Annotated in this window: 16 protein-coding genes; 1 reads left to right on the forward strand and 15 read right to left on the reverse strand. The window is 46.5% G+C overall.

The window, feature by feature from the left end:
* Positions 1 to 4: 4 nt before the first annotated feature.
* From bslB to spsA, 12 genes are all read right to left on the reverse strand, one after another.
* Positions 5 to 469: a biofilm surface layer hydrophobin BslB gene (bslB, locus tag ACZ07B_RS15910; protein WP_003227472.1), complete on the reverse strand. Its 465-nt coding sequence runs from the start codon at positions 467 to 469 to the stop codon at positions 5 to 7.
* Positions 470 to 792: 323 nt separating this feature from the next.
* Complete coding sequence (locus ACZ07B_RS15915; RefSeq protein WP_014481242.1) at positions 793 to 1,248, reverse strand: dTDP-4-dehydrorhamnose 3,5-epimerase family protein; 456 nt, start codon at positions 1,246 to 1,248, stop codon at positions 793 to 795.
* Entirely contained in the window at positions 1,241 to 2,092 is an 852-nt protein-coding gene (gene rfbD, locus ACZ07B_RS15920) for a dTDP-4-dehydrorhamnose reductase (RefSeq protein WP_049140933.1), read from the reverse strand. The genes ACZ07B_RS15915 and rfbD overlap by 8 nt, the downstream gene beginning before the upstream one ends.
* Positions 2,093 to 2,105: 13 nt before the next feature.
* The gene (gene rfbB / locus ACZ07B_RS15925) at positions 2,106 to 3,053 is read right to left on the reverse strand and encodes a dTDP-glucose 4,6-dehydratase (RefSeq protein ID WP_024572044.1); all 948 of its coding nucleotides are present in this window, start codon (positions 3,051 to 3,053) and stop codon (positions 2,106 to 2,108) included.
* Positions 3,053 to 3,793, reverse strand: a complete 741-nt coding sequence (locus ACZ07B_RS15930) for a sugar phosphate nucleotidyltransferase (protein WP_014478328.1) — start codon at positions 3,791 to 3,793, stop codon at positions 3,053 to 3,055. The genes rfbB and ACZ07B_RS15930 overlap by 1 nt, the downstream gene beginning before the upstream one ends.
* Before the next feature lie 24 nt (positions 3,794 to 3,817).
* Complete coding sequence (locus ACZ07B_RS15935; protein WP_217017245.1) at positions 3,818 to 4,837, reverse strand: PseG/SpsG family protein; 1,020 nt, start codon at positions 4,835 to 4,837, stop codon at positions 3,818 to 3,820.
* 2 nt (positions 4,838 to 4,839) lie between these two features.
* Complete coding sequence (locus ACZ07B_RS15940; protein ID WP_014481245.1) at positions 4,840 to 5,562, reverse strand: glycosyltransferase family protein; 723 nt, start codon at positions 5,560 to 5,562, stop codon at positions 4,840 to 4,842.
* Entirely contained in the window at positions 5,555 to 6,676 is a 1,122-nt protein-coding gene (locus tag ACZ07B_RS15945) for an N-acetylneuraminate synthase family protein (protein ID WP_031601100.1), read from the reverse strand. The genes ACZ07B_RS15940 and ACZ07B_RS15945 overlap by 8 nt, the downstream gene beginning before the upstream one ends.
* A complete protein-coding gene (locus ACZ07B_RS15950; RefSeq protein WP_014481248.1) occupies positions 6,676 to 7,545 on the reverse strand; it encodes a GNAT family N-acetyltransferase in 870 nt (289 codons plus the stop codon). Before ACZ07B_RS15950 ends, ACZ07B_RS15945 begins: the two co-directional genes overlap by 1 nt.
* The gene (locus ACZ07B_RS15955) at positions 7,546 to 8,715 is read right to left on the reverse strand and encodes a DegT/DnrJ/EryC1/StrS family aminotransferase (RefSeq protein ID WP_464877416.1); all 1,170 of its coding nucleotides are present in this window, start codon (positions 8,713 to 8,715) and stop codon (positions 7,546 to 7,548) included.
* A gap of 20 nt (positions 8,716 to 8,735) precedes the next feature.
* Entirely contained in the window at positions 8,736 to 10,160 is a 1,425-nt protein-coding gene (locus tag ACZ07B_RS15960; protein WP_024572039.1) for a CDP-glycerol glycerophosphotransferase family protein, read from the reverse strand.
* A gap of 4 nt (positions 10,161 to 10,164) precedes the next feature.
* On the reverse strand, positions 10,165 to 10,935 hold the full coding sequence (spsA, locus tag ACZ07B_RS15965; RefSeq protein WP_464877417.1) for a spore coat dTDP-glycosyltransferase SpsA: 771 nt from the start codon (positions 10,933 to 10,935) through the stop codon (positions 10,165 to 10,167).
* A 319-nt stretch (positions 10,936 to 11,254) separates the two neighbouring features.
* On the opposite strand from spsA, the gene gerQ reads away from it, so the two are divergent.
* Positions 11,255 to 11,800, forward strand: coding sequence for a spore coat protein GerQ (gene gerQ, locus ACZ07B_RS15970; protein WP_003227448.1), 546 nt, complete (start codon positions 11,255 to 11,257; stop codon positions 11,798 to 11,800).
* 43 nt (positions 11,801 to 11,843) lie between these two features.
* Here the strand turns inward: gerQ and ACZ07B_RS15975 are convergent, their stop codons facing one another.
* From ACZ07B_RS15975 to ACZ07B_RS15985, 3 genes are all read right to left on the reverse strand, one after another.
* Positions 11,844 to 12,215: a DUF423 domain-containing protein gene (locus tag ACZ07B_RS15975; protein WP_003227446.1), complete on the reverse strand. Its 372-nt coding sequence runs from the start codon at positions 12,213 to 12,215 to the stop codon at positions 11,844 to 11,846.
* Between the two features lie 61 nt (positions 12,216 to 12,276).
* On the reverse strand, positions 12,277 to 13,599 hold the full coding sequence (locus tag ACZ07B_RS15980; protein WP_464877418.1) for a purine/pyrimidine permease: 1,323 nt from the start codon (positions 13,597 to 13,599) through the stop codon (positions 12,277 to 12,279).
* A gap of 19 nt (positions 13,600 to 13,618) precedes the next feature.
* Positions 13,619 to 13,936 (reverse strand): YwdI family protein, encoded by a 318-nt coding sequence (locus ACZ07B_RS15985; protein WP_041351304.1) that lies wholly within the window; start codon positions 13,934 to 13,936, stop codon positions 13,619 to 13,621.
* Positions 13,937 to 14,043 lie beyond the last annotated feature (107 nt).

Raw genomic sequence — 14,043 nt, forward strand, 5'->3', positions numbered from 1 at the left:
TCGATTAACGGGGATCAATCACCAGCTGCGTTTCAGCATAAAAACTGCCGATTCCCAAACCGTTTACTACATCGCCTTTAATCGTGTAAGTGCCTGCGCGAGGAAGAGTTTTACGCACCATGACGAGGTCAAATTCGGATGCGCCTAACAAATCAAGCGTAAGCGGGAGTCTGACTGTTTTTCCATCGTTTAAAATCTGTGTTTCTTTCAGTGTTCTTCCATTCACTGAATCTCTTGTCGTAGCATGAAACCCGTCAGGAAATTGAAATTCTACCGCTCCGAGAGAAAGCACCGCATTTGGTTTATATGTCACTTCAATATCAGAAGTGGTCCACTCTTTCGTGCTGTTAATTGTTTTTGCCTCGATTGATGCAGACTGTGCATGAGCTTGGCCCGAAGGAAGTAAGATTGATAGTAAAACAGCTGAACTGATGAATAATGAAGATACGAATGAAGTTCTTTTTAGCATGACATTTCCCCCTAATTGATTGTTGAAATTTGGCCAGAGCGTCCTCTGCAGAAAAAGCGCTTTTTCATAATTCGCGAATTACCAGTTCTTTTTCTTAAAAATTAATCTATCATCATTTTCCATGGAAGTAAATGTTTTTTAAGGAATATTAACACTTGGAATTCAATGAGAATTCCTTCCTGTTTATACAAGGTTCAAATGGACGATTTCTCTCTCTTTTTCTAGTAACATCCGCCCGACATTTTCTATCTTTTATCCTATTTTAAAAAAGGGCAAAAAAAGTCGAAGATGCCTCTGCTCTTCGATTGATCACGTTCCTATTTTTATCTGAATTCAGTGTTCCAGTTAAAACCGATCGTCTCATCATTCCACGGAATTCTTTTTTCATCAGGCTGATCCGGGTTATACGACATGGTGGTAAAATAGATAATTGTCAGCGGCGTCTCTCCCAGCACTCTATATCCGTGAGCCACCCCTTTTGGGATTAATAACAGCATCGGGTTGTCTTCGCCCATATAATAGACGTCCGTTTCTCCTTTTGTCTTTGAATCCTCTCGAAGATCGTATAGGACAACCTGAGCGTGGCCGGTTGGGAAGAACCAGAGATCATCCTGCTTCTCATGATAATGAAATGCCTTAATCACACCCGGATAGCTTTTCGACCAAGAGGCCTGCCCAAAATGCTCAAGGAGATTCTCATCGTCCCGGACCAGCTCAGCAAAAAAGCCTCTGTCATCGCTATGCTTCATCAATTTTTTCACCTTGACTCCATCAATCACACGCACTGCTCCTTTCCTGCAAATACTCTCGTAACGCTTCCCGCCAGTGGCGGGGGCGGATGCCGGCTTCTTCAATAGCCCGATGGCTCAGCACAGAGTATGCCGGGCGGGGCGTTTTGTTCCCGTATTCCTCTGTCGTTACAGGCAAAATGGCTGTTTCCAGCCCGCTTTCTTCCATAATTGCCGTCGCAAACTCATACCAGCTGCATATGCCTGAATTGCTGACATGATAGATGCCCCGCGGATGGCTGAACAGCTTGATGACCGCTTCTGCTAAATCCTTCGTATAAGTCGGCGAACCAATTTGATCGCTGACAACCCGAAGCTCTTGTTTCGTTTCAGCAAGCTTCAGCATGGTTTCAACGAAATTATTGCCGCCATGTCCGTACACCCACGATGTTCTGATGATCGTGCTGTCTTTTGTCGTTAATCGTATCAGTTCTTCTCCAAGCCTTTTGCTTTTACCATAAATGGTTTTCGGATCGAGGGGATCGTCTTCCCTGTATGGCTGGGTTCCTTTCCCATTGAATACATAGTCCGTGCTGATATGAACATATTGAGCACCGATGCGGGTTGACTCAAGCGCTGTATAATAAGCGCCGATTCCGTTAACCAAGTACGCTTTATCAAGCTCTTTCTCGCATTGATCAACCGACGTAAACGCGGCGCTATTGACCACGATATCCGGCTGATAATGGCCAAACGAATGCCGTACTGAGCGCTGGTCAGCAATGTTCATCATCTTCTTTGTTAACGCAATGACCTCATATCCGGCTTGCTTCAGCTGGCGGCATAGTTCCAAGCCAAGCTGTCCTCCCGCCCCAGTTACCAATACCTTTGTCAATCAGATCACCTTCTCATCGGTCATTGTCTGTATACCACTGAATCGTACGCGCAATGCCTTCTTCAAACGTCACTTCCTGCCGCCAGCCCAGTTCATTTTTCAGCTTAGATGCATTGATCGCATAGCGCCGGTCATGCCCTTTTCGGTCTTCCACGTGGGCGAACAATTCCTCACAGCCCAGATGCTTCAAAATGACACTCGCCAGCTCTTTATTCGTGCGTTCATTTCCGCCGCCGATGTTATACACCTCGCCGTCGGTTCCTTTTTCTAAAATCAGTTTGATTGCGCGGCAATGATCCTCCGCAAACAGCCAGTCTCGGATCTGGAGTCCATCGCCATACAGCGGAACAGGCAGGCCCTGCTTCGCATGACGGATAATCGTCGGAATCATTTTTTCGCTGTGCTGATAAGGTCCGTAATTGTTGCTGCATCGTGTAATGATGGCCGGAAGCTTGTGGGTTTTCACATAAGACAACACGAGCAAATCTGAGCTTGCTTTGCTGGCTGAGTATGGATTATTAGGAGAAAGCGGCGTCGTTTCTGTAAACGCGGGATCATCCGCTTTTAAATCCCCGTACACCTCATCTGTTGAAATATGAATCAGCTTCTTGGCTTTTCCTTTCAAGACCGCTTCCGCCAATCGGTAAGTCCCCATGACATTTGTGGTGATAAACGGCTCCGCTTGGGAAATGCTTCTGTCCACATGCGATTCTGCTGCGAAGTGAATGACGCCGTCGTAGGTCTCGTCAAACGCCCGGTCGATATCCTCCTGAACGCTGATGTCCCCTTTTACAAAGCGAAAACGGCTGTTTTGCTGTAATTTTTCCATTTCCTCCGGGTGGCTGGCGTACGTCAGTTTATCTAAAACGGTAATGCGCGCATCCGTTTCCCTCAGCATGAGCTTTGTAAACGTGAGCCCGATGAAGCCGGCCCCGCCTGTAATTAAATATGATTTTGCCATCACTTTTCGTCCTGTCCTTTCCGTAAAGCCTGGTGTACAAGCTGGGAAGCGAGATAAAGCGATTCGTGAGTTCCGGCATCTACCCACCAGCCTGATAACACATCATACGTAAGCTGGCTGTTTTCGATGTATAGATTATTCACATCGGTGATTTCCAGCTCGCCGCGCTTTGATGGTGATATTTGTTCAATATACGAAAACACCTCTGCATCATACATATAAATGCCGGTAACACAAAGGTTGGTCGGTGGCTGTTCGGGCTTTTCGATGATGGAACGAATCCGCTTGTTTTTCTCATCAATCTCAGCAATCCCGAAACGTTCCGGGTCATCAACTTCTTTCAGAAGCACTTTTGCTCCTTTCCCCTGCTGTTCAAAGCGTTCTGTATAAGGCTTTAATGAATCTTCAAATATATTATCACCTAATAATAAAATGAAAGACTCTTTTTTCGTAAAGCGCTTTGCATAAGACAGCCCATCCGAAATGCCCGATGCTGCCGGCTGTACTTGATAAGTGATAGTAACGCCAAGCTCTTCCCCGTTCCCAAGCAGTTTGTAAAATTGCGGCATATGCTCCTTTTGGCTGATGAGTAAAATGTCTTTTATTCCGGCTTCCTCCAGCTTCATAATCGACCAGTATATCATCGGATACGGGCCTACAGGAAGCAAATGCTTGTTGACGGCTTTCGTTAAGGGCATAAGGCGTGAGCCGTTTCCTCCGGCTAAAATAACACCTTTCACATTAACACTTCCTTACATGCATTTTTATATCTCTTGTTCATATAAATCTTGAAGAATAGCTGTTACCCGTATAATGCCTTTGCCATCCACGAGCGGCCTTCCTCCCTTGTGCAAAGAAAGGCGAAGAGGATAGCTGCTCATAATGCGTGACATCTGATAGATGAGTGTTTCATCCGGTACAAGCTCACCCAATCCAAGATCAAGAGCGGCGCCTTGGCCAGCAAATGTTTTTGCTGTTGCCGTTTGATGCTCAACCTGAGAAAGAACAAGGCACGGCACGCCGATGCAAATGGCTTCATATAGAGAGATGCCGCCGGCGACAATGGCTGCGTCCGCTTGTTTCATCAAACCTGCCATATCATTTGTCTGTTCGATCATCTTGTACTGCGGCTTCTTTTCGATCCGCCTTCGGACTGCCTCTTGATGCGGTGAAGCGCTCCCCATTACAAACATCATGTTTTTGTCTTTTATGTCGGGGACTTGATCAGCGGCAGCCAGCACTTTAAAAATAAGCTGCTTCGGATCACTTCCTCCTAATGCAACAAGGATATTGCGGCAGTCTTTCTTAAGTGTGTAATCCTCTCTAGCGGCCTGAAAGGCGGGGTGAAGAATAAGATAGTCCGGACCTTCATAGATGCGTGTGTTTCCCTGAACGTACACCCTGCTTCTGATGTGACCGTAAATTCCGTTAATGACTGCGTCACTATATTGAATCGATTTACCGTTTTTCTCTTCAAAAAGAACAATTTTCGCATCTGTCTCCGTCTTTATTTTCTTTAACAGCTCTGCAGGCGCGCCTAGAATATCAAACAAAAGCAAATCAAGCTTCTTGCTTTTTATTTCCCGGAGAATAAATTCGTGCTGCTGCAGCTCCGGCTTTACGATGACACGCCAATGCTCTTCATGAAGAAACGCTTCAGACTCCTGATTCGTGTAAAACGTAATCAAGCAGCTCTGTTTGAGTTCTTCCGCAAGTCTCTTCATCCGGACAACATGGCCCATTCCCTTTTCATAGCCGCCGTCTGCGAAGATCCCAACATGCATGGCTAGTCAGCCTCTCGTTCGGTTGCCGCATCGGGATTCCGGTTCAGAAGGGTGATAAGCTCTGAGGCGGATACATCGGGGCGCTCGCCTGCTTTTTGATAGAGGGCCTTTATCGATTCATAGTCTTCCTTTGTATCAATGGTCAGCCGATATTGAGGGGCGCGAAATCGTTCCGGCGCCTCTAAAAACTGAACACGATAAAGAGCTGGATGATTCCTTATATATAACGTGACATGCTCCTGATATTGATCCTCCATATTCTGAATACGGCTGATGTCAATTAACAGGTTGGCGTTGACCACTTCGCCGCAAATCCCTAATGGCGCATTCAGGATATACGTATAATCCGATCCTTGATCAAAATGCGCCTTAATCATTACATCGAGCAGCTCAGGATCGACAAACGGATTATCACCCGTTAACCGGATGATGACTGACGGTTTAACAGCTTCTATGACCTTCACAAACCTATCGAGGACACGTTCTTCGCTCCCGCGGAAAACACGAAAGCCTTGTTTGATACAGTGCGCCTCTAATATGTCGTCAGTTTCTTTGTCAGACGTGGCGATGACAAGATTATCCCGATCCTTTTGGTAAAACGCGCTTTGCCGGACACGGTGAACGAGAATATCAAGTAAACGATTCGATCCGAGCGGCCGAAGCACTTTTCCCGGAAGCCTTGTTGAACCCATTCTTGCTTGAATGATAAAGAGAATATCATTCATGAAACGGGCTGTCCTTCAGTAAAATGTCATCCCAGACAATGCCTGTGTCGGCTGGAATGTCTCTTACAGCCCGAACACCGCTGGTCAGCAGTTCAAAAAATCTCGGGTGCAGCCCCTGCGGCTTTTGTCCGGGCCGAAGCACTGCGATATTGTCTTCACTAAAGGCTTCACCTTTTTGAATCGGAGCTGTTGTAAAAATGCCTCTGTATGCAAAATTTCTGATTTCTCCTTCGATGGAGGTTGTTGTTTTGTATGAACTGCCAAGCAGTTTTTCAGAGACCGGCTTTGTGATCCCCTGTTTCAGCTCAGCTTCCGTTTTCCTGATGCCATCGACCATTTCTTTCAATTCATCCGGATTTAATGCAAACGAGTGGTCGGCACCCGGCAGATCTTTATCGATCGTAAAATGCTTTTCTATCAGTTTTGCTCCGAGCCGAACCGCGGCACACGGCGCTTCTGTCGGATGCTCGCTATGATCGGAGAAGCCGATGACCGCTTCAGGAAAAGCGGCGGCAAGCATCGGAATGACGCTGAGGTTGCTGTACTCCGGCGGTGCTGGGTATTTCGCCACACAATGCATTATGGCAATTTGATTGTTTCCCTCTGCCCTGATGGTGCGCCAAGCTTCGTGAACATCAGAGATTTCAGCTCCGGCTGTCGAGAAAATCATCGGCCTGTTCAGCCGGGCGACATATTTGAGCAGCGGGAGATGGTTAATTTCATAGGATGCGATTTTAAAAGCGCTCGGCGAGGTAGACTGAAGCAGATCAGCTGACCCCTCGTCACATACCGTACTTAAAAAGATCACCTGCTTTTCGCGGCAGTAATCCAATAGCGGTAAAATCCACTCAGCAGGCATTTCCATAGATTGAACCAAAGAAAAAATAGAGACGTCCTTGCCCGCTGCCGTCTTGTACAAACCAGGATCTTTCTGGTACATCCTATCAGCTTGGAACATTTGAAATTTCACGGCATCCGCTCCCGCTTCCGCCGCGGCGTCTATCAGCGCAAAAGCCTGATCAAGCTTCCCGTCATGATTAATCCCCGCCTCAGCAATAATAAAAACAGGAGCGTCTTTGCCTACAGTTTTATTCGCGATCTGAAACGCTGCCATTATTTCGCCTCCTTGCCCGGCCAAATATGATAATAGTAATACGATTGTTCAGCGGTGAAGCCCATTCGTTCATAAAGGCGGATCGCCCTTACATTGTGAAGCTGCGTCCCCGCTGTTACCGTTCTATGCTTCTGGGTCTCCGGTTGTTCTATGAGATTCGCCAATAAATGAAATGCAATACGTTTTCCTTCAAATCCCGGCTTTACAGCCATCAAATCGAGAATGCATTCATCATCTCTTGATAAGCCCTGAAGATAGCCGATGACCTCGCCATTGTGTTTAGCGACAATATTGACCGCCGCCCTTCCATTCAGATTGTTTCGTGTCCACTCCTGAAATATTTTGTTTGCTGCATCGCGGCTGAGATGAGGATCCTGAAAATATCTGCTTTTTGTAAACGAGTCTCGGGCCAGCTCACATATCGCTTCTGTGTCCCCGGGCTCAGGCGGGCCCAGTTCAAAAAATGGCGGTGTTTTGTCATAAAAAGACGGAGGCATCGCCAGCTTCAGCAAACTCCCGACAAAGTAAGAGGATGGCTGCTGCTGTATCACATGCGCGGCTCCGATATCTTCAGCCGGAACGCGGACAAAGATAAAATCCGTTTCATCCATTTGGCGTACAGTATAAAAAGCTTCAAACAGCCTCTTTAGCTGCCCGGTACTATTTGCCGCAAGAAGTTTGACGTTCATGACTTTCTTCTGAAGCACCTTGCTTTCCCACAAAGAATCTTCGTAAAGCAATACGCCTTGGAGCCTGCTGTTTTCAAAAAGGCCGAGGGAAAATTGATACGGAACATCCAGTGTAAGCTGTCGGCTTTGGAGAAATTCCTCAATCAACTCTTTGGAGACATTTTCTTTTACCGTATACACTTAATCAGCCCCTTTTACGATATCCCGCACAGCTTCAATGACATCATCTACATCGTCGTCAGACATTGATGGATAGAGCGGGAGAGAAAGGGTTCGTTTATAGTAATTCATGGCATTCGGAAAGTCCGCTTCCTTATATCCAAATTGCTTTTGATAATACGGATGAATGTGTACTGGAATAAAATGAACGCTAGTGCCGATATTGTATTTATCCTTTAAAGCCGTAATCATTTCGCTGCGCGTAACCCCGGCCTTTTTGTCATCAACTTGCAGAACATATAGATGCCAGGCGTGCCTGCCGTCATCATGGACAAACGGCGTGATCAGCCCAGGAATCTGCTGAAAAGCGGTTTGATAGCGGCCGGCAATCTCTTCTCTCCGTTTCTGCATATCATCCAGCCGTTTCAGCTGATGAAGTCCGAGGGCCGCCTGCAAATCAAACATATTCATCTTATAGCCGGGCGATTCGACTTCATAGTACCAGCTGCCATTTGAAGAATAACGGTTCCATGCGGCTTTACTCATGCCGTGAAGGCTTAGCACCCGGATCTTATCGGCAAGCTCCTCATCATCAGTCGTCAGCATGCCGCCTTCCCCTGTCGCGAGGTTTTTGGTGGCGTAAAAGCTGAATGCCGTTGCATCCCCGATAGAACCGATCATTCTTTGCTTATAAGTCGTATATACCGCATGTGCCGCATCCTCCAGCACGAATAAACCATGATTTTGGGCAATAGCCAATATTGCATCCATATCGCAGGACTGCCCGCCAAAGTGGACGGGCACAACTGCTTTCGTTTGCGGTGTGACGGCCGCCTCAAGCTTTACCGGGTCAATATTGAGCGTGTTTTCGTCAATATCCGCAAACACAGGCGTCGCTCCTGTATGAATAATCGTATTGGCGGTCGAGCTGAACGTAAGCGGAGAGGTAATGACCTCGTCCCCGGGCCCGATCCCTTTTGCTTTCAAAGCCAAAAATAAAGCTGCGGTACATGAATTCACCGCCACGGCGTGCTTCGCCCCGACAAACGCGGCAAACTCTTTTTCAAACTGCTGAACCTTCGGGCCTTTAGAGAGCCATCCCGATTCAAGCGTTTCTGTAACCTCCTGAATTTCTTCCTTACCGATTAACGGCAATGAGTAAGGGAGAAAATGATTTCTCTTTTGCACCATTTCTTTGCGCTCCTATCATTTTATTCAGTATCTTCCCGCCTGTAATCAACCCCTGTTTTGGCTTTCAGTTCCGCAAATAAAGCATTTGTTGATTCTGCCACCGGATAATTAGCCGCTATGAATGCCAGGCGCGCCTCTTCTGCTTTTTGATGCACGTCGGGACTTCGAAGAACCTCAACCAAGGTGTGCGCCAGTTCATCCGGCTGGTCAAACATAAAATCGCCAAGAGACTCATAATACGGATACGAGCGATTTCCGGACGATTTTCCGATCAGCACAGGCTTTTGAAACAGCATGGCTTCAAGACCGACTGTCGAGGTTTGCGTCACTGCGGCATCAACATACGGCAGCAAATCATAAAGCTCCAGCTCCTTTTTGATGACTCTGCATGCTTGATGTTTTTTCGCCGCCTCGTGATACAGATCAAGCTTGTTTTTTCCGATTTCCCACGGGTGGGGTTTGATAATGATTTGCAGCTGCTTCTGATCAGAAAGCCCCTGCAGCACACCGGAATAAAAGTCTTCTGAAAAGGGCTGAGTGGCAATGAGCACAATTTTTTTAGTCGGCTGAAAAGCAAGTTTTCGATAGAATATGGACATATCCATAGGCGTTCTGTTAAAAATCTGATCGAAGCGGGGATGTCCCGTTACGAGAATCTGCTCGGGTTTACAGCCTTTTCGTATGAACCACTCTGCTTCATACGCACCAAAAACAGCTTGATAGCTTGTAAAAACAGGAATGAAGGCTTCATCTCCCATCAATGCGCCATGCTGAAGACAAATGCTGACGGCCCCTTTTCTTTGACACATGAGAGCGAGCACCCTGCTGTAAATGTCTTCTGCCGTTCCGACAATAACAGCTGAAATCTTTTCCTGCTCAAACAGCGCATCAACTGTATCAATGGCCTCTATAAATAAAGGAATATCTTTGAAAAGCCGGTCGCGAAACGCTTGATCACCAAATGCCGGGTGATCATCATAAGGGGCGAGAAGCGAACAGGCTGTTTCGAGATACTGCTTCGAATCGCCTTTTTGGCATGAATCCGCAATCTCCCGCTTGCTAATTACAGGCAGATCACAATAATGCGGCAAACTCCATCTGGCCAAAACAGCCGTTTTTTCAGGATCAAATTGATAGTAATTTTCGTTTGAAAAACGCAGGTAATCAAAGTGCAAAATGACTTTCCCTTTAACAGGTTCATCATTTGTTTTAACGATGTTTTGGATTCTTTCTTCAAAAAACGGCTGAATCTGTCCCTCATCGATATGCTGATCCACCGATCCGAATAATTCCGGTTCTTCTTCCATCATCACCCTCAGTTCAGGGCTGATGTATTGATAAAAATTACTGATAAGCCCAAGCGGAATCCCTTTGTAGCGAAGTTTGTCAAAAAGCTCCACGTACTTCCGGTACAGCACCCAATAATTGCTTAAATAGGCCGACAAGCTCTCACCCCATTCCAAGCTTTTTTAATGATTCACGCAGCTCTCGGCAATTTCGCTGCGGAGGAAGGTTCCTGACAAATTCATTTTTTTCTGATTCAAACAGCTGAAAGTGAATCGATTGGTCGGTAATATAATTCAGGTCCAGCTCCTCATCCAGTGGGTAAAACGGATAAAAATGATTGACTCTCCAAAAGAACCGGGCATCTCCTATACGGTAAAACGCCGGGCTTTCATCCCAATAGGAGCCAAACTTCCCCTTTACCTTCTCAAGCACCGAATACCTGTGCATCACCGAGCAATGATCAATTGCGCACGGCGCGTTCCATGTCACTTGAGCGGCAGGCCTGACAGTTTCTTTTACAATGTCGCGATTCTCGTTTAAATGATAGGTTTTGGAGGCTGAGTAAATCACAGCCTTTTCAGGATGGGTATCGAGCTCCCGCACCATTTTCAGGAGGCGGTCCGGCATATAGATGTTGTCATCCGTCGCATAGGTGATATATTCACCCTCCGCCATCTCAATCGCCTGATTGATCAGTGCCGCGTATCTCGTTTTTTCTGTTCTTTCCTTCACTCCAGATACATCGCTTTGATAAAAACGCACTCGGTTATCATTCAAAAAAGGACGGATTACATTCAGCGTCTCTTCATTGGAGTTGTCATCCATAATAAACAATTCAAAATCTGAAAACGCTTGTGAGAGTATGCTAGAAATGGACTTTGCCACATAATCGCTTTTGTTATAGCTCGTCATAATGACTGATACTTTAGGCAAATCCTACACCTCCTTCTTGGAACTTCACACCTGAAACTATCGTTATCTTATGTTGCTTATGCTCAAGTTGCGCTAGGGATACAAACCAATATGCGAAAAGTTTGTGTATGTCTCTGAAAAACAGCGGCTGCCCAGAGCGAAATCTGATCGGTCCGCTGTTCTTTTTCAGCATAATCCAAGCATCAGCCTCATAAGGTGAAAGAGATAAAAATCGCACCAGCGACTAAGATCGTTTTCCATCGGAGGTGAGTCATCGCGGAGCGTTCACCTATACATCCAGAACATGTTTTGAATGGTTTTCATAAAAAGGAGGAACGATATGAAACCGAAAAAAAATCAATATCAGCAAATGCAGGCATTTGATAATATGCAGGGGTATCAGCCTCAGTTTGGCGCCAACCCGTACCCGCAGCAAGGCCAAGGCTCACAAATGCAGACAATGGGGATGCAGCCAATGATGCCAATGCAGCAGGGACAGCAAGGACAACAAGGACAGCAGGGATTTGGATTCCCGGGCCAGCAGCAGGGCGGCGGTTTTCAAATTCCATCGGGGCCTACACCGTCAGGACCGGGCCAAAGCGTTCCCGGCATGCTGCCTGTTGAGGAATCTTACATCGAGAATATTTTGCGCCTGAATCGAGGAAAAACGGCCACCATTTATATGACATTTGAAAACAGCAAGGAATGGGGCTCGAAGATTTTTCGCGGCGTCATCGAAGCTGCGGGCCGGGATCACATTATTATCAGCGACCCGAAATCAGGAACACGCTACCTGCTCCTGACAATCTACCTCGATTACATTACATTTGATGAAGAAATTGCTTATACGTATCCATATTCCATGGCGTCCTATTCGCCAAGATAAGAAAAAAGCCAATCACTCATATGATGAGGATTGGCTTTTTTGTTTATAGATATTTGACGGCTGCGACAACGATCATAATCCAAGAAATAATAAACGCCACACCGCCGAGCGGGGTGATCGCTCCAAGAATAGAGATTTGCGTCACACTTAGAATATATAAGCTTCCGGAAAACAGCACAATTCCCGCAAACATCAGCCAGCCGGCTGTCGTGACACTGCCTATGCCGGATAATTTATCAGCCAGAAACGCGACAACGAATAACCCAAGGGCGTGATACATATGATACTGCACGCCTGTGTGCCAAACCTGAAGATACTTATCAGGTATTTTCCCTTCTAATCCGTGAGCGCCGAATGCTCCGAGTCCCACGGCAAGCAGGGCGTTAATGGCCCCTAATATGATAAAAACTTTCATCTATCTCTCCCGCCTTTTCGTTAAACTCATATCATTTATCTTATCGCACCTGCTCCAAAATTCAATGTTTGTTCTCCGTTGACACGAGATTGTCGGATTTTCTCCTGCGCCAAAGCTGGACCTGGTCAGCTGCTATTGCAGCAAGCGTCCCTAATACGAGCCCGTTGCTTAATAGAGAAATAAATACCGGATGCAATCCCTTTAACGCAGTTTCAGGAACAAACATGATACCGACCCCTGTCAGCAGCGAGATGCCGATGATAGACCTCACCCTTTTTGATTCTTCTTTCTCATATGAATCAAATTCGGCAAAGGCCAGACCGCCCATTGCGGAGAACACAACAAAATTCACCGCAAATCCAACGGGTGACGGCAGGCTCGCAAACGTATTCATAAAAAACGGGATCACGCTGATCACGATAACCAGAATACTGCCGAGCATAAACGGTTTTTTAGAAGGCATTTTGGTCGTTTCAATAAAACCTGCGGCTCCCGAAATCGGAACAGGCGCAATGGCTCCCGTCAAACCGCTAAGCAGATGGCTGAATGAAGCGGCAAAACCGGCATGGCGTTCATGATGCTTTCCATCAGGCTGTTTGCTGAATTTTTTCACGGCGATGTCCACGACCTTCATGCTCGCCAGCATATTCACGATCAGCAAGATGGTAATAAAAATAGAAGTGATGATCAGGCCGCTGTTAAATAACGGGGTCCCAAAAGGAAACAGGGAAGGCAGCTGAAACAGCCGGTCCGGCATTTCAATCGGCTTTGCCGCTCCGGCAGCCGCAAACAGCACCCATCCGCCGAACAAAGCTAATAAAATAGAATATTGCTTAAAAAACATGATGTTCGAATTTGTCATTATAAAGGCGGCAGCGATCACAAAAAGCGCCAGACCAAATACAAGACCGTCCACCCCGTCCTGTCGATAACCGATTCCGAGAATTCCTTTTATAATGGGCTGACTCAGCTGCATGACAAGAAGCAATAAATAGACGCCCGTTACAACCGGAGTAAACAATTTTGCAAGTCTGTCAATGACCTTGAAAACACTTAACAAAAAGAAACATACAGCGCTTACAAGAAGAGCTCCCTGCAAACCCCGCAGTGTGTCTCCATATGTCGCAAACACAGTTCCCGTCAGCCCTGCGTAGATCGTATACACTCCCCACCACAAGCCGGCTGGGCTTTCATTGATCGGCAGTCTGTGGCCTTTCAAACACTGAATGACGGCGGCAATCCCCAGTACAAAAAAAGTGCTTTGAATCAATCTCGCAGAATCTGAGTGATTCAGATGGAACGACTGGGCAACCGCCACCGGAACAACTATCGCCGCAGCAATAATAAACGCTGTCCATTGCAGCGCGCCAAGAACCAATTTCACGTAAGCTCAACCTCTCTCTTTAAAAATCAAATAAAGACTCTCCGTTTCCATCCTCTTCCTGCTTCTCTTTTTCTTGCTTTCGATATTTGTTTAATCCCGCGCTCCCCATCATTTTTTCCATCATCAGCTGGTCTGTCGATGGCGGCGCGGCAGGACTTGGCGTAACGCTCGGCTGTATGCGGGGCGCGCTCACGTTCTCCGGCTGATCAAGCACGACATCACACAGAGAACGGACAACCGCTACATAACGCTTCAGCTCCTCATCCCGTTCAGCTGTTTTTGCTTTTTTCAGCTCCTCTTCCATCTTTTGAATTAATGCAGATATATGAATGTTCATGAAGCACCCTCCAAAAAAATAAATGTTGTCTTCCTGCATTTTATCAAATTCCTGCTGAAAACGCAGATATGAGTTTGTTATTTTTTCTGACAAACCTTGCGCGATTG

The organism is Bacillus sp. 9.4 (genome assembly GCF_055486415.1).